General features: G+C 74.0%; 16 protein-coding genes, 1 pseudogene and 1 riboswitch. Of the genes and pseudogenes, 8 read left to right on the top strand and 9 right to left on the bottom strand.

Features of this window, described 5'->3' with window-relative positions:
- Positions 1–72: 72 nt before the first annotated feature.
- The 3 genes from OG448_RS22485 to OG448_RS22475 all read right to left on the bottom strand — a co-directional run bounded on the left by OG448_RS22485 (position 73) and on the right by OG448_RS22475 (position 2,196).
- Entirely contained in the window at positions 73–459 is a 387-nt protein-coding gene (locus tag OG448_RS22485; protein WP_405556339.1) for a DUF3040 domain-containing protein, read from the bottom strand.
- 276 nt (positions 460–735) lie between these two features.
- Positions 736–1,521, bottom strand: coding sequence for a methyltransferase (locus tag OG448_RS22480; protein WP_405556337.1), 786 nt, complete (start codon positions 1,519–1,521; stop codon positions 736–738).
- 201 nt (positions 1,522–1,722) lie between these two features.
- Positions 1,723–2,196 carry an SAV_6107 family HEPN domain-containing protein gene (locus OG448_RS22475; protein ID WP_391291434.1) on the bottom strand — a complete coding sequence of 158 codons (474 nt, stop codon included), beginning with the start codon at positions 2,194–2,196 and terminating at the stop codon, positions 1,723–1,725.
- Positions 2,197–2,423: 227 nt separating this feature from the next.
- Between OG448_RS22475 and OG448_RS22470 the strand changes: the two genes are divergently transcribed.
- The 4 genes from OG448_RS22470 to OG448_RS22455 all read left to right on the top strand — a co-directional run bounded on the left by OG448_RS22470 (position 2,424) and on the right by OG448_RS22455 (position 7,818).
- Positions 2,424–3,236: an ATP-binding cassette domain-containing protein gene (locus OG448_RS22470; protein WP_405556334.1), complete on the top strand. Its 813-nt coding sequence runs from the start codon at positions 2,424–2,426 to the stop codon at positions 3,234–3,236.
- Complete coding sequence (locus tag OG448_RS22465) at positions 3,208–5,292, top strand: YhgE/Pip family protein (protein ID WP_405556332.1); 2,085 nt, start codon at positions 3,208–3,210, stop codon at positions 5,290–5,292. Before OG448_RS22470 ends, OG448_RS22465 begins: the two co-directional genes overlap by 29 nt.
- Before the next feature lie 56 nt (positions 5,293–5,348).
- A complete protein-coding gene (locus tag OG448_RS22460) occupies positions 5,349–5,975 on the top strand; it encodes a TetR/AcrR family transcriptional regulator (protein ID WP_405556331.1) in 627 nt (208 codons plus the stop codon).
- 352 nt (positions 5,976–6,327) lie between these two features.
- Entirely contained in the window at positions 6,328–7,818 is a 1,491-nt protein-coding gene (locus tag OG448_RS22455; protein ID WP_405556329.1) for a phytoene desaturase family protein, read from the top strand.
- Positions 7,819–7,825: 7 nt separating this feature from the next.
- Here the strand turns inward: OG448_RS22455 and OG448_RS22450 are convergent, their stop codons facing one another.
- The 6 genes from OG448_RS22450 to OG448_RS22425 all read right to left on the bottom strand — a co-directional run bounded on the left by OG448_RS22450 (position 7,826) and on the right by OG448_RS22425 (position 12,648).
- On the bottom strand, positions 7,826–8,752 hold the full coding sequence (locus tag OG448_RS22450; RefSeq protein WP_405556327.1) for a hypothetical protein: 927 nt from the start codon (positions 8,750–8,752) through the stop codon (positions 7,826–7,828).
- Positions 8,753–8,808: 56 nt separating this feature from the next.
- The gene (metF, locus tag OG448_RS22445; protein WP_405556325.1) at positions 8,809–9,732 is read right to left on the bottom strand and encodes a methylenetetrahydrofolate reductase [NAD(P)H]; all 924 of its coding nucleotides are present in this window, start codon (positions 9,730–9,732) and stop codon (positions 8,809–8,811) included.
- Between the two features lie 115 nt (positions 9,733–9,847).
- On the bottom strand, positions 9,848–10,495 hold the full coding sequence (gene thiE / locus OG448_RS22440) for a thiamine phosphate synthase (protein ID WP_405556323.1): 648 nt from the start codon (positions 10,493–10,495) through the stop codon (positions 9,848–9,850).
- Positions 10,496–10,599: 104 nt separating this feature from the next.
- Positions 10,600–10,965 carry an Rv2175c family DNA-binding protein gene (locus OG448_RS22435; RefSeq protein WP_391291441.1) on the bottom strand — a complete coding sequence of 122 codons (366 nt, stop codon included), beginning with the start codon at positions 10,963–10,965 and terminating at the stop codon, positions 10,600–10,602.
- 66 nt (positions 10,966–11,031) lie between these two features.
- A complete protein-coding gene (locus OG448_RS22430) occupies positions 11,032–12,219 on the bottom strand; it encodes an NAD(P)/FAD-dependent oxidoreductase (RefSeq protein ID WP_405558894.1) in 1,188 nt (395 codons plus the stop codon).
- A gap of 78 nt (positions 12,220–12,297) precedes the next feature.
- Positions 12,298–12,648 (bottom strand): hypothetical protein, encoded by a 351-nt coding sequence (locus OG448_RS22425; RefSeq protein WP_391291442.1) that lies wholly within the window; start codon positions 12,646–12,648, stop codon positions 12,298–12,300.
- A gap of 52 nt (positions 12,649–12,700) precedes the next feature.
- A riboswitch (TPP riboswitch) is annotated at positions 12,701–12,813 on the top strand.
- Here OG448_RS22425 and thiO point away from each other — a divergent pair.
- The 4 genes and pseudogenes from thiO to pknB all read left to right on the top strand — a co-directional run bounded on the left by thiO (position 12,810) and on the right by pknB (position 17,020).
- Complete coding sequence (gene thiO, locus OG448_RS22420; protein ID WP_405556322.1) at positions 12,810–14,000, top strand: glycine oxidase ThiO; 1,191 nt, start codon at positions 12,810–12,812, stop codon at positions 13,998–14,000. Its footprint overlaps the riboswitch before it by 4 nt.
- Complete coding sequence (thiS, locus tag OG448_RS22415; RefSeq protein WP_329010540.1) at positions 13,997–14,197, top strand: sulfur carrier protein ThiS; 201 nt, start codon at positions 13,997–13,999, stop codon at positions 14,195–14,197. Before thiO ends, thiS begins: the two co-directional genes overlap by 4 nt.
- A 2-nt stretch (positions 14,198–14,199) precedes the next feature.
- A pseudogene (locus tag OG448_RS22410) lies at positions 14,200–14,991 on the top strand (thiazole synthase); the annotation flags it as partial.
- A gap of 91 nt (positions 14,992–15,082) precedes the next feature.
- A complete protein-coding gene (pknB, locus tag OG448_RS22405; protein WP_405556320.1) occupies positions 15,083–17,020 on the top strand; it encodes a Stk1 family PASTA domain-containing Ser/Thr kinase in 1,938 nt (645 codons plus the stop codon).
- The last annotated feature ends 56 nt before the right edge of the window (positions 17,021–17,076 follow it).

The raw sequence follows: 17,076 nt of genomic DNA, 5'->3' as shown, positions 1-17,076 counted from the left end.
GAGGGGGACCACCGGAATCGGTGGTCCCCCTCATGCGTACGACTTGGGGAGTCCGTGGGCCGGGCGGAGCCCTCAGTGGCCCTGTTCGTCCCGGCGGCGCTGCCAGCGGTCCTCGATGCGTTCCATGACGGTACGTTTCCGCCGGACCGGGTGGCGCCTGGTGTGGCCCTTGGGCTGTTCACCCGGCTTGGGTGCCTTGCGCCATCCGGTGACGGCGAGCACGGCACAGCCGAGCATCACGAGGAAACCGACGACACTGATCCAGATCAACTGGGCGACCATACCGGCCATGAGGAGCGCGATACCGACGAGGAAGCCCGCGACCGCCTGATAGACCCGGCGCCGGGTGTAGGTCCGCAGCCCGTTTCCCTCAAGCGCCGACGCGAACTTGGGATCTTCGGCGTACAGCGCTCGCTCCATCTGCTCGAGCATGCGCTGCTCGTGCTCCGAGAGCGGCACGGAGTCCTCCTCATCGTGCAGTCGCCGGGGCGACTCTGGGGGGTCCTTTCAGGATAGGCAGGGAATCGCCCCCGTGAAACCCGCCCCTCTGCGCCATCTGGCCAACCGGTCCGTCAGGGCGTCCCGGCTCGCTGAGGCTGTCATTCCCCGGCGGCCGACCCGTCATGCCGGTCGGTGTACCTCGATCATACGGCGCAAACCCCTCGATCGGGGGGCTTGTGGCGTACTCCATCTGCCGCCGCGCCCCTGATCAGCGCCGTGTCCCACGGGGCCGGTTCAGTCCCCGGCGCCTTCGGGCGCTCCGGTCCCGCGCGTCTCGCCGAGCACATGGACCTGGGTGGCCACGGAGTGGAAGGCGGGCAGCTCCGCCACAGCGGCCTCCAGCCGCAGCAGGGCGTCCAGCGCGCCGGGCTCGGTGTCCACCAGGACGCCGGGCACCAGGTCGGCGAAGACGCGTACGCCGTGCACGGCGCCGATGCGCAGGCCCGCGCCCTCGACGAGCGCGGTGAGCTGTTCGGGGGTGAAGCGGTGCGGCACCGGGTCGCCCTCGCCCCAGCGGCCGTCCGGGTCGGCGAGGGCCTGGCGGGCCTCGGTGAAGTGCCCGGCGAGGGCTCGGGCCAGCACGGCACCGCCGAGGCCGGCCGCGAGCAGGCTGAGCACGCCCTCGGGGCGTAGCGCGGCGACCGCGTTGCCGAGGCCCTCGGCGGGGTCGTCCACGTACTCCAGCACGCCGTGGCAGAGCACCGCGTCGTAACCGCCGCGGTCGACCACGTCGAAGAGGCCGTGGGCGTCGCCCTGGACGCCCCGGACCCGGTCGGCGACGCCCGCCTCGGCGGCCCGGCGCTCCAGGGCGAAGAGCGCGTTAGGGCTGGGGTCGACGACGGTGACGCGGTGGCCGAGCCGGGCGACGGGCACGGCGAAGTTGCCGCTGCCGCCGCCGGTGTCGAGCACGTCCAGCGAATCCCGCCCCGTGGCCTTGACCCGGCGGTCGAGGGCGTCCTGGAGGACGTCCCACACCACGGCGGTACGGAGAGAGGCGCGGGGGCGCGTCGGGTCCGGCACGGCTGTTGCTCCTCGGCACGGCGCCGCCCGTTGCCCGGCGGCGCGATGGGGGCCTCCCCGGCCGGTCACGGGGAGGTGCGCGGCAGGTGGAGACGTAAGGCGCCTCCACCCTATGGCCTCGCCCGCCGCACCCGGTCACCCCGGCCGGGCGCGGTGGTCCGCGTCTCGCCCAGTGGACGGGGACGCCCGCTCCGGCGCCGGTCAGACGCTGTCCGGGGCCGTCCGGGGCAGCACCGGCTGGAGCGCGAGCATCCGCTCGATCAGGCGGAGGAACATGCCCGCGTCGCGTATCAGGTCGTCGGCGTCGCGGGGGCCGGCCGCGCCCCGGATGCCGGCCTCGGCGCGGGCACGGCGGTCGGCGCCCGAGGCGAACAGGGCGCTCCACTCGGCCAGCTCCGGCGCCAGCTCGGGCAGCACCTCCCAGGCGGGGCGGATACGGGCCCGGCGGCGCGCGGTGGCCTCGGGGCGCCCCCGGACGGCGAGGACGGCGGCGGCCGCGCGGAGGGCGGCGAGGTGGGCCAGGGCGTACCGCTCGTTCGGAGTCTCCATGGCGGCTGCCTCGTCCAGCGTGGTGTGGGCCTGGCCGAGCAGGGCGACGGCGGCGGGCGGTGCCGTGGACCGGCGGAGCACGGGGTGGACGTCGCTCGCGGCGGTGGCCGCTGACGAGCTGGTCATGACGAACCTCCTGTCGTCCGGTGACGGCACGGATGCCGTATGCCCACATCGTGCGGTATGCCACTGACAATCCGTTCCGACCTGCTGTTTCACCCCAACTGGGGCCGGATTGCGGGGCATCGGGGAACACCTGTGGGGCATCCGGGCTTTGTCGCGCACGCCTGTTCGGGCATACTTTTGAACTGACCAGTCAGTTCAAAAGTAGTTCCGGGGAGAGGCGGGGGCTTGTGCACGGCGTGGACGTCACGGCCGGGGGGTTCGGGCTCAAGGGGTCACGGGGGTGGGCCTTCAGGGGCATCGGCTTCGAGGCCGGGCCGGGTTCGCTGATCGCCGTGGAGGGACCGTCCGGCTCCGGCCGTACGTGTCTGCTGCTGGCGCTCACCGGGCGGATGAAGCCGAGCGAGGGCCAGGCGGCCGTCGGCGGTCTCCCGCTCCCCCGGCGCATGGGGGCGGTGCGCCGGTTCAGCGCGGTGGCCAATGTCGCCGGGGTGACCGACCTGGAGCCCGCGCTGACCGTGGGCGAGCACCTGCGTGAACGGTCCCTGTTGCAGCGCCGGTTCGGCGACTCGCTGCGCGAGGCGTTGCATCCGCTTCCGCAGCGCGCCCACGAGGCCCGGCTGCGCGCGGACGCGGCCCTGGCCGCCGCCGGGCTCGACCTGGACGCGCTGCCGAAGGGCTCGCGCACGGCCGTCCGGGACCTGGAGCGGCTGGAGGTGCTGCGGCTGTCCGTGGCGCTGGCGCTGATCGGCCGGCCCCGGCTGCTGGCGGTGGACGACGTGGAGCTGAAGCTCTCGGCGGCCGAACGCGCCGAGGTGTGGGACCTGTTGCGCTCGCTGGCCGGCGCGGGGACGACGGTCCTGGCCGTGTGCCGCACCGCCCCCGACGACTGCGTCACCGTCTCCACCGAGCCCGCCGAGACCGGACCCCCGGAGGACACCGAGGACACCGAGGACACCGGCCCCGCCGAAGACACCGGCCCCGCCGAGGACACCCCCCGAGAGGAGGCCCCCGATGCGCTCACCGAAGCTGGCCGCGCTTGAGCTGCGCCGGTTCGGCCGGGGCCGGCTGCCCCGCGCCGCGCTGGTCGCGCTGCTGGTGCTGCCCCTGCTCTACGGCGCCCTGTACCTGTGGTCGTTCTGGGACCCGTACGGCCGCCTGGACCGCGTCCCCGTGGCCCTCGTCAACGAGGACCAGGGCGCGACGGCGGGCGGGAAGAAGATCCACGCCGGTGCCGACATCGTCAAGGGCCTGCGCGAGCGGCGGACCTTCGAGTGGCACGAGGTCGACGCCGCCGAGGCCCGCCGGGGTACGGAGGACGGCACCTACTACCTCTCGCTGACCCTCCCGGCCGACTTCAGCCGCCGCGTCGCCTCCAGTTCGGGTGACTCCCCGGAGACCGGCGCGCTCCAGGTGCGCACCAACGACGCGAACAACTACATCGTCGGCCAGATCTCCCGGACCGTGTTCGCCGAGGTCCGCTCGGCGGCGTCCACCAAGACCTCCCGGACCTTCCTGGACCGGATCTTCATCAACTTCTCCACCCTGCACGACAAGACCGAGACCGCCGCCCAGGGCGCCGACAAGCTCAAGACCGGCCTGGGCAAGGCGGAGAAGGGCGCCCGGAAGCTCGCGGACGGGCTGAAGGAGGCCAACAGCGGCAGCGGGAAACTCGCCAAGGGTCTGACCAGGCTCGACAAGGGTGCGGGCGACCTGGAGGACGGCTCTCGTCAAGTCGCGTCCGGCACGCAGACCTTGGCGAACAAGGTCGACGGGGCGTACGCCAAGGCCGGGCCGTTCCTCCAGAAAAACGGGAAGACGATCGGGGCCACCGCCCGGCTGGTCTCCGACTCGGCCCGTACGGTGCAGGACAACCTCGACACCCTGGTCCGGCTCGCCCCCGGCGCCGCGAAGACCGCGCACGCCTCCGCCGCCGTACTGGACCAGGTGCACAAGGCCCGCTGCGAGACACCGCCCGTCCCCGATCCGGCCTGCCCGGACCTGGCGAAGGCCCAGCGGGCGGCGGACGACGTGGCGGAAGTGGCCGACGACCTGAACAAGGTCGTCGCCGCGCAGGGCGGTGATCTGAGGGTGATGCGGAAGAACCTGACCACCCTGCGCGAACAGGCCGACGCCCTCGCCGAGCGCGCCCCGCATCTGCACCAGGACGTCGCCGACGCGGTCGCCCGGATCGACAAGCTGAACGCGGGCGCGAACGCCGTCGCCGCCGGGGCGAAGAAGCTGCACACCGGGCTCGGCACCGCCCAGTCCGGCGCGGCCACCCTGCACCAGGGCATCGGCACCGCCGAGTCGGGCGCCAAGGCGCTGGACAGCGGCCTGTACAAGCTGGTGGACGGCTCCGAGCGGCTGGCGGACGGCCTGCACGAGGGCGCCGGCAAGATCCCCGACTACGACGAGCGCGCCCGCGACCGGCGCACCGGCGTGATGGCCGACCCGGTCCGGCTCTCCTCCGCCGACCTGCACCACGCCCCCAACTACGGCACCGGGTTCGCCCCGTACTTCATCCCGCTCTCCCTGTGGGTCGGCGCGATGGTCGCCTACATGCTGATCCCGCCGCTCAACCGGCGCGCCCTGGCGGCCGGCGCCCCGTCCTGGCGGATCGCGCTGGCGGGCTGGCTGCCGGTGCTGGCGGTGGGCGTGCTCCAGACGGCGGCGCTGATGTCCGTACTGCACTTCGGCATCGGTCTGGAGATGGCCCGGGCGGCCGGGACGACCATGTTCCTGTTCCTGGTCACGGCGTGCTTCACGGCGATCGTGCAGTGGCTCAACGCCCGCTTCGGCGCGGCCGGCCGCATCCTCGTGCTGGCGCTGCTGATGCTCCAGCTCACCTCGGCGGGCGGCACCTACCCGGTGCAGACCAGTCCGGGCTTCTTCAACACCATCCACCCGTTCCTGCCGATGAGTTACGTGGTCTCGGCGTTGCGCAGGCTGATCACCGGCGGCGGGCTCGGCCCGGTGTGGCAGGCGTGCGTGGTGCTGACGGCGTTCACCGCGGGCGCCCTGGCGCTGACCGCGCTCACCGCCCGGCGCCGCCAGGTGTGGACGCTCCAGCGGCTGCACCCGGAGCTGAGCCTGTGAGCGCCGGGGCGGCGGAGGCGGCCCGGCGGCCCGGCGCACCTGTGAGAATCGGGTCCATGGAAAGCACCAGCGCCCGGCCCGCCGGCAGCACGCGCCGCGAGGCCACCCGGCAGAAGCTCTACGAGGCGGCCGTCACCCTCATCGCCGAGCAGGGGTTCTCCGCGACCACGGTGGACGAGATCGCCGAGCGCGCCGGGGTGGCGAAGGGCACGGTCTACTACAACTTCGCCAGCAAGTCGGTGCTCTTCGAGGAGCTGCTGCGGCACGGCGTCGGCCTGCTCACCGCCTCGCTGCGGGAGGCCGCCGAGCGCACCGCCCACGAGGGCGGCGGCGGGGTGGACGCGCTGGACGCGATGGTCCGCGCGGGCCTGGTCTTCATCGACCGCTACCCGGCCTTCACCCAGCTCTACGTGGCCGAGCTGTGGCGCACCAACCGGGCCTGGCAGTCGACCCTGATGGTGGTGCGCCAGCAGGCCGTGGCCGTGGTGGAGGGGGTGCTGCGCGAGGGCGTGGCGGCCGGGGAGTTCAGCGACGAGATCGACGTACCGCTGACCGCGGCCGCGCTGGTCGGGATGGTGCTGGTGGCCGCGCTGGACTGGAAGGCGTTCCAGCCGGAGCGGTCGCTGGACGACGTGCACTCCGCGTTGTCCCGGCTGCTCCAGGGGCGGGTCAGCGGGGGCTGACCCAGGGCGCGCGAAGGGCGCCGGACCGCATCGTGCCGGTCCGGCGCCCTCGCTCTCCCCCGTACTCCCCCGTACGGTCCCACCGCGGTCCCCGTGACCGTGACGGCCACGGGCCCCGTGTCTCGCTTCCGCCGACGGATCGGCGGAAGGAGCGGCCGGCGGGCGGGCCCGTTCCGCCGCCCCGTGTCGGCGGTGCCGGGCCGCGCCCCCTGGCCGTGTCTCCACTCTCCCGTCCGGGCCGCCTCCGGCCCATCCGCGCGGCTACTCATCTGTGCGTCTAGGTACGGGTACTCACAGCCCCGCGTTCGGGCCCGGGGGAACGCTGTCGGTGGTGGTCGGTAAAGTCGCGGTCATGGCACGGATTGCGGTGATCGGCGCCGGGATGGGCGCGCTGGCGGCGGCCGCCCGGCTGGCCGTCGCGGGCCACCGGGTGACGGTGTACGAGCGGACGGACACGTACGGCGGAGCGGTGCGCCGCTTCGAGCGGGACGGGTTCGCCTTCGACACCGGCCCCGGTCTGCTGCCGCTGCCCGCGGTCTGGCGGGACCTGTTCCTGAAGACCGGCAAGGAGCCGCTGGAGGACCTGGTCGAGCTGGTCCAGGTCGACCCCTCCTCCCGCCACCTCTTCGCCGACGGCACCGGAGTCGCTGTGCCCAACGCCTCGCGCGCCGGTGTCGTCTCGGCGCTGGACGGGGCGCTGGGCGCCGGGGTCGGGCAGCGCTGGGGCGACTTCCTGGTGCGGGCCCGCGAAGCCTGGGACCGCACCCGGCGCCCCCTGCTGGAGGAGCCGCTGTGGCCCAACTGGCAGGTGCTGGCGGAGCGCGAGCCCTACCCGGCCGTCCCGCACAAGCGCCTGCTGCGCACCCGCCGGGCCACCACCCTCGCCGAGGTCGCCGACCGGGAACTGCGGGACGACCGGCTGGGTGCCCTGCTGACCGGCCACGCCCTGGCCCACGGCCTGGACCCGCGCACCACCCCGGCGAGCGCGGCCGTCCTGCCGTACCTGGAGCACGCCTTCGGCACCTGGTACGTACGCGGCGGCATCCGCGAGCTGGCCCGCGCGGTGTACGAGCGCTGTGTACGGCGCCGGGTGGAGTTCGTGTTCGGCGCCGAGGTCACCGGGATCACGGTGCAGGACGGCCGCGCGGCGGGCGTGAAGCTGGCCGACGGCACGGTGGCGGACGCCGACCACGTGGTGGCCGACGTGGACCCGGCCCTGCTCGGCCGCCTGATTGACCGCCCGCTGGACGGCACCGGCGATGTGCGCCCCGGCGAGCGCGGCGCCACCCGGCTCACCCTGCTGCTGGCGCTGAGGGGCACCCGCGAGGAGGGGGCCGCGCACCGTACGATCGTCCACGCCCCGGACGCGGAGGCCGAGTTGGACTTCCTGGCGAACCCGGGCGGCGATCCCTTCCCCGTCCCCACGGTCACCGTGCTGCGTCCCGACGACCCGGCGCTGCGCCCGGACGACGCCCACGAGTCGGCGGTGGTGTGGGCCACCCTGCCCGCCGGCCTGGACGGGGACCCGCGCCACGCGGAGATCCTGCTCGACGCGGCCGGCAAGGCGATCCCGGCCCTGCGCGACCGCCTGCTCTGGCACGAGATCCGCACCCCGGACCACACCTTTGCCGAGACCGGCGCCCGTCACGGCGCGGTCCCCGCCCCCTCACTGGCGGCGGGCGACGGCGGTTTCCTGCACCCGGCCAACTCCACTCGCCTGCCCGGCCTGTACCGGGTCGGTGGCTGGTCCCACCCCGGCGGCGGGCTGCCGCACGCGGGGATGTCGGGGGCGATGGTGGCCGGACTCGTCGTGGAGGGGCCGGAGTTCCGCGGCTCGACGTGAGCCGCTCTCAGTAGCGGTACTGCTCGTCGTAGCCGGTGTTCTGCTGCTGGGTCTGGCCCTGGTAGGGGTACTGCTGCTGTTCCGGCGGGAGTTCGCCGTTGTAGTTCTCGTCGGTGCGCTGCTGTGGCACCCACACCCCGCCCGCCGGGGTCTCGCCCTGGCCGCCGTAAGCGTCCTGACCGTAGGACTGCTGGGCGTAACCCTGCTGCGCGTACCCGGAGTTGTCGTAGCCGCCCTCGTAACCCTGGCCGTACGGGTCGCTGTAGCCGGGGTACGCCTGCTGGGCGCCGGTGTCGTAGCCGTTCTGGGCGTAACCCTGCTGGTCGTAGCCCGAGTAGTCGTAGGCGTACGCCTGGTCGGTCTGCTGGGGCTGGGGCTGGGCCTGGCTGCCGTCGCCGTAGACGCCGTAGCTGCCGGTGTCGTCGGGCATGGGCTGGGGCTCGTAGACCGAGGTGGTCTCGGCGGCGGTGGGGTCGGGGCGGGCCGGGGTGAACACGTCGTCGCGGTCGTAGGCGTCGTCGTGGTCGTAGCCGTCGGTTGCGTAGGCCGCGGTCTCCGGGCCGGGATGGTCCTGGCCGAAGTCGGCGGACTCGTCCGGGTCGGGGGTGCCGAGGACCGGGTCCTGGTGCTCGGCGCGGCCGCGGCGGCGCCGGGTGACGGGTCCCGCCTCCTCGTCGTCGGGGCGCTTGACGGCCCAGCCGGCCGCGAAGCCCTTGCGGAACGACAGCGTGACGTAGGTCTGCCCGACGGCGAACGCGATGGCGCCCAGCCCGATGACGACGACCGACGGCATCAGCACGCCGACCACCACACCGAGGAACCCGGTGAAGGCGAGCAGCCGCCAGCGCAGCCGCGCCTTGTACTGCAGCAGCACTTCGCCGAGCAACCACAGCGCGACGACGCCGAACGCGATGTAGAGGACCGTCCAGCCCATGTACGCCCCTCTCCCAGTGACCGTTACGCAGTGTGTCCCATCGCGGTGCGGCCGGTCTAGGCCCGCGGGGGGTGGTGCAGGCCCAGGTTCTCGTAGATTTCCAGCGTCGCCGTGGAGTTGTTCAGCGTGATGAAGTGCAGTCCGGGCACTCCCTCGGCGAGCAGCCGGGCGCAGAACTCCGTGGCGAAGTCGATCCCCAGGGAGCGTACCGCCGCCGGGTCGTCCTTCGCCGAGAGGATGCGCTCTTTCAGCTCGGGCGGGAACAGCGCGTTGCTCAGCTTCGGCAGCCGTTCCAGCATCTTCACGCTGGTGACCGGCAGGATCTCCGGAATGACGGGGGTTTCGCAACCCGCGGCGGCGACCCGGTCGCGCAGCCGGAGGTAGGACTCGGGCTGGAAGAACATCTGCGTGATGGCGTAGTCGGCGCCCGCACGGCACTTGTCGACGAAGTGGGAGACGTCGGTGTCCCAGTCGGCGGAGCGCGGATGCATCTCCGGGAAGGCGGCGACGCCCACGCAGAAGTCTCCCGACTCCTTGATGAGGCGCACCAGTTCGGCCGCGTACCGCAGCCCCTCGGGGTGCGCGACCCAGTCGCCCATCGGGTCGCCGGGCGGGTCGCCGCGCACGGCGAGCATGTTGCGGATGCCGGCGTCCGCGTACTGGCCGATGATGTTGCGGAGTTCGGCCACCGAGTGGTCGACGGCGGTGAGGTGGGCCACCGGGGTGAGCGTCGTGTCGACGACGATCTGCTGGGTCTCCTTCACCGTGGTGGCACGGGTGGAGCCGCCCGCGCCGTAGGTGACGGAGACGAAGTCGGGCGCGACGGCCTCGACCCTGCGCAGCGCGTTCCACAGGTTGCGCTCGCCCTGCGGGGTTTTCGGCGCGTAGAACTCGAAGGAGTACGCCGTCTTGCCGGTGGCGAGGATGTCCCGGACGGTCCGGGCGCGATCAGTCCTGGTGGATGCGGTTCCGAGGGCCATACCCGCAGGTTAGCCACGGGTGGGCGGTGACCCAACCGGACCCCGGCGATTTGGCCGAATTGCCGGGCCCTTGTCCATCCCTTGGGACGGCTTCCTTCCCTGGGACGGCGCCCGCTCAGATCTCGCGGAGCCGCTTGGCGAACTCCGCCGCCGCGGCACCGGGATCGTCCGCGCCGGTGAGCGCGCGGACCACGACCACCCGGCGGGCGCCCGCGTCGAGCACCTCGTCCAGGTTGGTCCGGTCGATGCCGCCGATGGCGAACCAGGGGCGCTCGGTGTTCAGGCTCGCGGTGTACCGGACCAGGTCGAGGCCGGGGGCGTGGCGGCCGGGCTTGGTGGGGGTGGGCCAGCAGGGGCCGGTGCAGAAGTAGTCCACGCCGTCCTGCACGGCGGCCGCCGCGGCCTCCGTCTCGGCGTGGGTGGAGCGGCCGATCAGGACCCGGTCGCCGAGGATCGCGCGGGCTGCGGGCACCGGGAGGTCACCCTGGCCGAGGTGGAGCACGTCGGCTCCGGCCGCGTGGGCCACGTCGGCCCGGTCGTTGACCGCGAGCAGCTTGCCGTGCCGGGCGCAGGCGTCGGCGAACACCTCCAGGTGGGCCAGCTCCTCGGCGGCCTCCATGCCCTTGTCGCGCAACTGGACGATGTCGACACCGCCGGCCAGGACCGCGTCCAGGAACTCGGCGAGGTCGCCCTGCTCCTTGCGGGCGTCCGTGCAGAGGTAGAGCCGGGCGTCGGCGAGGCGGGCGCGGGCGGTGTCGGGCATGCGGTGGGTCCCCCGGTGTTCGGTGTGCGGGTCGTGCTGCGTGCGGGCGCTGTCGTCAGAGTCCCGCAGGCGGGACTCTGACGACAGGGTCTGGGCGCGGTGGGTCAGACGGCCAGCGCCTGGGCCCGGCGCTTCACCTCCGTGCCGCGGTTCTCACTGAGGGCCTGCGCGGGGGTGCCGGGCAGGGAGGGGTCCGGGGTGAAGAGCCATTCGATCATCTCTTCGACCGTGAAACCGTTGTCCCGCAGGAGCGTCAGGGTGCCGGTGAGGCCCTTGACGACCTTGTCCTCGTCGATGAAGGCGGCGGGGACGTGCAGCGCGCGGTTCTCACCGCGGCGTACGGCGATGAGCTGGCCCTCCTTGACCAACTGCCGTACACGCGTCACCTCGACATCGAGCTTTTCGGCGATGTCGGGGAGGGTGAGCCAGGCGGGGACAAGAGCGTCGATCTTGGTGTCAATCTCGGTCACGACATCTAGCCTGCCATCCCCCACCGACAGCCGGTAGTCGGGCCACTGCGCGCACGTGCCCCCGCGCTACTCGACGACGGCCTGCTTCAGCGGGAGCGCGGGGTCGGTCAGGGCCTCGGCGTCCATCAGCCGGCCCGCCTCGATCAGCCGTCTGCCCTGGGCCAGGTCGCGGGGGCGGCCCACCGCCAGCAGGGCCACCAGGCGGCCCTCGCGCAGCCAGCACACGGTCCAGGCGGGGTCGGCCGGGTCGCCGCGCCACACCGTGCGGTCGGCGGCCGCGTGGTGGCCCGCGTACTGCACGAACCGCCCGAACTGCTCGGACCAGAAGTACGGCACCGGGTCGTAGGGCGCCGCCTCCTCGCCCAGGATGTCGGCGGCGACCGTACGGGGGCCCTGGAGGGCGTTGTCCCAGTGGTGGACGAGGAGCCGCTCGGCGTAGCGGGCCGAGGGGAAGGATGTGCAGTCGCCGACCGCGTACACGTCCTCGGCGGAGGTGCGCAGCCGGTCGTCGGCCAGCACGTCGCCGTGCGGGCCGAGGGCGATGCCGGAGCCGGCCAGCCAGCCGGTGGCGGGGTGGGCGCCGATGCCGACCACGACCGCGTCGGAGGGCAGCCGGACGCCGTCGTCCAGCACCACCGCGCCGGGCTCGACGGCCGCCACCCGGGCGCCGGTGCGCAGGGTGACGCCGCCGTCGGCGTACCAGGCGGTCATCGGGGCGGCGACCTCGGCGGGCAGTGCTCCGGCCAGCGGGCGGTCGGCGGCCTCGACGACGGTCACCGCGCAGCCCGCCTCCCGGGCGGCGGTGGCGAACTCGGCGCCGATCCAGCCCGCGCCGACGACCACCACGTCGTGCTGCGCGGCCAGCACCGGGCGCAGCCGCTCGGCGTCGTCCAGGGTGCGCAGCAGGTGCACGCCGGGCGCCTGGTCGGTGCCGGGCAGCCGGACGGGTTCGGCGCCGGTGGCGAGAACCAGCACGTCGTACGGGACGGGCCCGGCGGCGGTGTCCAGTTCGTGGTCGGCGGGGCGGACGCCGAACGCCTCGCAGCCGAGCCGGAGGTCGATGTCGAGCGAGGCGAAGTCCACGTCGAAGGCGGAACCGTCGGCGGTGCCCAGCAGGATGGCCTTGGACAGCGGGGGCCGGTCGTACGGCTGGTGCGGCTCGGCGCCGATCAGGGTGACAGGGCCGGTGAAGCCCTGTTCGCGCAGGGCGACGGCGGTCTGCACCCCGGCCATCCCCGCCCCGACGACGACCACGCGCCGTTCCTGTACCGAACCCTCCGAAGATCTCTGCTCGCTCACATCGCCACCCTAAGTCACCTGACCCACCGTCAGTCAGTGCGCGGCGGCACCGACCTCTTCCACCACGCTGGTGCCCGCCCCCGGCCCGGATTCCCACTCCCACTCCTCCTCCAGCCGGACCCGGCCGTCGGGCAGCTCGACCACGGTGGAGACGCAGTGCCCGGAGGCGGTGGTGCCGTCGTGCCGGAGCTGCACGTAGCGGAAGTCCAGCCGGTCCCCGGCGCGGGTGCCGACGAGGTGGCCGCGCGCGATGTCGCCGCCCGCATACTCGGCCCAGATCCGCCCGTCGCTCTCGTGGTAGGCGAACCGGGTCCCGGTGCCCACCTGGCCCGGTGCCTGGTCCGCCACGGGGGCGAGGGTGAGTCCGTCGAGCGAGCGTGGCATGGCGAGGGCTCCCTTACGGGTGAGCTGGGCGGGCGGCTAGGCTGGCCACCGTACAAGCACTCGCGGGAGCCCGGACGCACCGGGCTGAGAGGGAGGCTGGCGGCCTCCGACCGTACGAACCTGATCCGGGTCATGCCGGCGAAGGGAGGGGCGAGACGTCCATGCCGTCACGTACGTCCGAACAACCCGGTGCCCCGGACGTCCTCGTCGTCGGGGGCGGGATCATCGGCCTGGTCACCGCCTGGCGCGCGGCCGGGCGGGGGCTCACCGCCGCCGTCGTGGACCCCGAGCCCGGCGGCGGGGCCGCGCGGGTCGCGGCCGGGATGCTGGCCGCGGTCACCGAGCTGCACCACGGCGAGGAGGGTCTGCTCGCCCTCAACCTGGCCTCCGCGCGCCGCTATCCCGAGTTCGCCGCCGAGCTGACCGAGGCCACCGGCCACGATCTGGGCTACCGCCGCTCGGGCACGCTGGCCGTCGCCTTCGACACCGACGACCGCGCCCAGCTCCGCGAGGTGCACGACCTCCAGCTCCGCTGCGGGCTGGACTCCGAGTGGCTGTCCGGGCGGGAGTGCCGGCGGCTGGAGCCCATGCTGGCGCCCGGTGTGCGCGGCGGGCTGCGGGCCGACGGCGACCACCAGATCGACCCCCGGCGGCTGGCGGCCGCGCTGCTCGCCGCCTGCGAGCGGGCCGGGGTGGTCTTCCACCGCACCTGGGCCGCGCGGCTCGACGTGGCCGGGGGCCGGGCCACCGGGGTCACCACGGCGGACGGCACCGCGCTGGCCGCGGGGCAGGTGGTGCTGGCGGGCGGCAGCCTGAGCGGGCGCCTGGAGGGGGTGCCCGAGGCGCTCGTACCGCCGGTGCGCCCGGTGAAGGGGCAGGTACTGCGGCTGTCGGTACCGCCCCGGTACCGGCCGTTCCTGAGCCGTACCGTGCGGGCCGTGGTGCGCGGCGGACCGGTGTACCTGGTGCCGCGCGAGAACGGCGAGCTGGTGATCGGCGCGACCAGCGAGGAGCTGGGCTACGACACCACGGTGACCGCGGGCGGGGTGTACGAGCTGCTGCGCGACGCCCATGAGCTGGTACCCGGCATCACCGAGCTGCCGCTCACCGAGACCCTGGCCGGGCTGCGCCCCGGCTCCCCCGACAACGCCCCGCTGCTCGGCCCCTCGGGCCTCGACGGCCTGCTGCTGGCCACCGGGCACCACCGCAACGGCGTGCTGCTCACGCCCGTCACCGGGGACGTCATGGCCGACGTGCTGTGCGGCGCGGGCCTGCCCGAGGTGGCCCGCCCCTTCACCCCGCACCGCTTCGCCACCGACGCCCGCACCGCGACCCTGGAGCACTCCGCATGAATATCTCCGTCAACGGCGAGCGCCGCGAGGTGGCGCCCGGCACCGCCCTGGACGCCGTCGTACGCGTGCTCACCCCGGCGCCCTCCGGGGTGGCCGCCGCCGTCAACGAGACCGTGGTCCCGCGCACCCGGTGGGCCGAGACCGGCCTCGCCGAGGGCGACCGGGTCGAGATCCTCACCGCCGTGCAGGGAGGCTGACCATGACCGTCGATCCCCTGGTCCTCGGCGACCTGACCCTCGGCTCCCGGCTGATCATGGGCACCGGCGGAGCCCCCAGCCTGGACGTGCTGGAGCGCTCGCTGATCGCGTCCGGCACCGAGCTGACCACGGTGGCGATGCGCCGGGTCGACCCCGGCGCACACGGCTCGGTGCTGTCGGTGCTGGAGAAGCTCGGCATCCGCGTGCTGCCCAACACCGCGGGCTGCTTCACCGCCGGGGAGGCGGTGCTGACCGCCCGGCTGGCGCGCGAGGCGCTCGGCACCGACCTGGTGAAGCTGGAGGTCGTGGCCGACGAACGGACGCTGCTGCCGGACCCGGTGGAGACGCTGGACGCGGCCGAGACGCTGGTCGACGACGGCTTCACCGTGCTGCCCTACACCAACGACGACCCGGTGCTGGCCCGCAGACTCCAGGACGTGGGGTGCGCGGCCGTGATGCCGCTGGGCTCCCCGATCGGCTCCGGGCTCGGCATCCGCAACCCGCACAACTTCGAGCTGATCATGGAGCAGTCGTACGTCCCGGTGATCCTGGACGCCGGGGCCGGCACGGCCTCCGACGTGGCGCTGGCGATGGAGCTGGGGTGCGCCGGTGTGATGCTCGCCTCGGCCGTCACCCGTGCGCAGGACCCCGAGACGATGGCCACGGCCATGCGGCACGCCGTGCACGCGGGACACCTGGCGCGGCTGGCCGGACGCATCCCGCGCCGCCATTTCGCGCGGGCGTCCTCCCCTGCCGAGGGGCGCGCGGACCTCGACCCCGAGCGCCCCGCGTTCACCTCGCCGGACGGTCACAGCTCTGCTGCAGCCGCTCACCCGGACGGCGCAGCGGGCGCCGCCCCCGCGCACCCCTCGTAGACTCGCCCGCGTGGATACGACCCTCTCGGACCCCCTCCTCGGCCAGGTGCTCGACGGCCGCTATCGCGTCGAGGCGCGGATCGCCGTCGGCGGGATGGCGACCGTCTACCGGGCCCTGGACATCCGGCTGGACCGGGTCCTGGCGCTCAAGGTGATGCATCCGGCGCTGGCCGCCGACGGCGGGTTCGTGGACCGGTTCATCCGCGAGGCCAAATCGGTCGCCCGGTTGTCCCACCCCAACGTGGTGCAGGTCTTCGACCAGGGCACCGACGGGGGTTACGTCTACCTGGCCATGGAGTACGTCGCCGGGTGCACCCTGCGCGACGTGCTGCGCGAGCGGGGCGCGCTGCGGCCGAGGGCGGCCCTGGACATCGTGGAGCCGGTGCTCGCCGCGCTCGGCGCCGCCCACCGGGCCGGGTTCGTGCACCGGGACATGAAGCCGGAGAACGTGCTGATCGGGGACGACGGCCGGGTCAAGGTCGCCGACTTCGGCCTGGTGCGCTCGGTCGACACGGTCACCAGCACCACCGGCTCGGTCCTCGGCACCGTCTCCTACCTGGCCCCGGAGCAGATCGAGCAGGGCACCGCCGACCCGCGCGTGGACGTGTACGCCTGCGGTGTCGTGCTCTACGAGATGCTGACCGGCGCCAAGCCGCACTCCGGGGACTCCCCCGCCCAGGTCATCTACAAGCACCTGAACGACGACGTACCCCCGCCCTCGGCGCTGGCGCCGGGCCTGGCCCCCGAGCTGGACGGGCTGGTGGCCGCCGCCACCGCCCGCACCCCGGCCCTGCGCCCCGCGGACGCGGCCGCGCTGCTCGGCGAGGTGCTGCGGGTGCGCGGCACGCTCACCGAGGAGCAGCTCGACGCGCTGCCCCCGCAGGCCCTGTCGGTCGCCCACGACAACGCGGGCGACCGTACGAGCGTGCTGCCGCGCGCCATGACGATGGTCCGGCCGCTCCCGGTCGACGGGGACGGCGAGGACGTTCACGACGTCACGAGCGTGCTGCACACGACCGACCTCGCGCCCCCGCCCACCCGGCGCGGCGCCGCCCGGTCCCGGCCCCGGCGCGGGCTGCTGACGCTGCTGGTGGCGGTGCTGGTGTGCCTCGGCGTCGGCGGCGGGGTCTGGTACATCAACTCGGGCCAGTTCACCAGGGTGCCGCCGGTGCTGTCGCGCACCCAGGACCAGGCCGAGCAGCGGCTGAAGGCGGCCGGTCTCGAGGTGGGCAGCGTGAAGCGCGCCTACAGCGACACGGTGGACCGGGGCACGGTCATCAGCACCGACCCGTCGGCCGGCTCCCGCGTCCGGGGCCACGCCTCGGTGGGGCTCACGGTCTCGCTGGGCCCGCGTACCGTCTCGGTGCCCAGGGTCGAGGGGCAGCCGCTGGAGCGGGCGCGGGAGCGGCTGAAGGCGGCCGGGCTGGAGCCGGGCATGGTCACGCGCGAGTTCAGCGACGAGGTGGGCCGGGGCTCGGTGATCGGTACGACACCGGACGCGGGCACCGAGCGGCACGCCGGTTCGGCGATCGCGCTGGTCGTCAGCAAGGGCGCCCCGGTCGACGTCCCGGACGTCAGCGGTGAGGACGTGGAGAGCGCGCGTCAGGACCTGACCGACGCCGGTCTGAAGGTGAAGATCGCCGCCCAGCGCGTCAACTCCGACTACGACAGGGGCCAGGTGGCCCTCCAGTCGCCGGAGGCGGGTGCCCAGGGCGCCGACGGCGACACGGTGACGCTGACGCTGTCCAAGGGCCCGGAGATGGTGCGGGTCCCGGACGTGGTCGGGTCGAACGTGGACGACGCGCACCGGAAGCTGGAGGCGGCCGGGTTCGAGGTCCACGAGGACCGGGGTCTGCTGGGGCTGTTCGGCGACACCGTGAAGAAGCAGTCGGTGGCGGGCGGCGACGAGGCGCCCAAGGGCTCGCAGGTCACGATCACCATCCGGTGACCGGTCTCACCGCGGCCGCGGGGCCGGGGGCGCGAGGCGGCGTGACACCCTGAACG

The sequence above is a fragment of the Streptomyces sp. NBC_01171 genome (assembly GCF_045039805.1).
Classification (GTDB): domain Bacteria; phylum Actinomycetota; class Actinomycetes; order Streptomycetales; family Streptomycetaceae; genus Streptomyces.
Note: the sequence above shows the minus strand (reverse complement) of the source record. Positions and strands in the feature narration are given on the sequence as shown.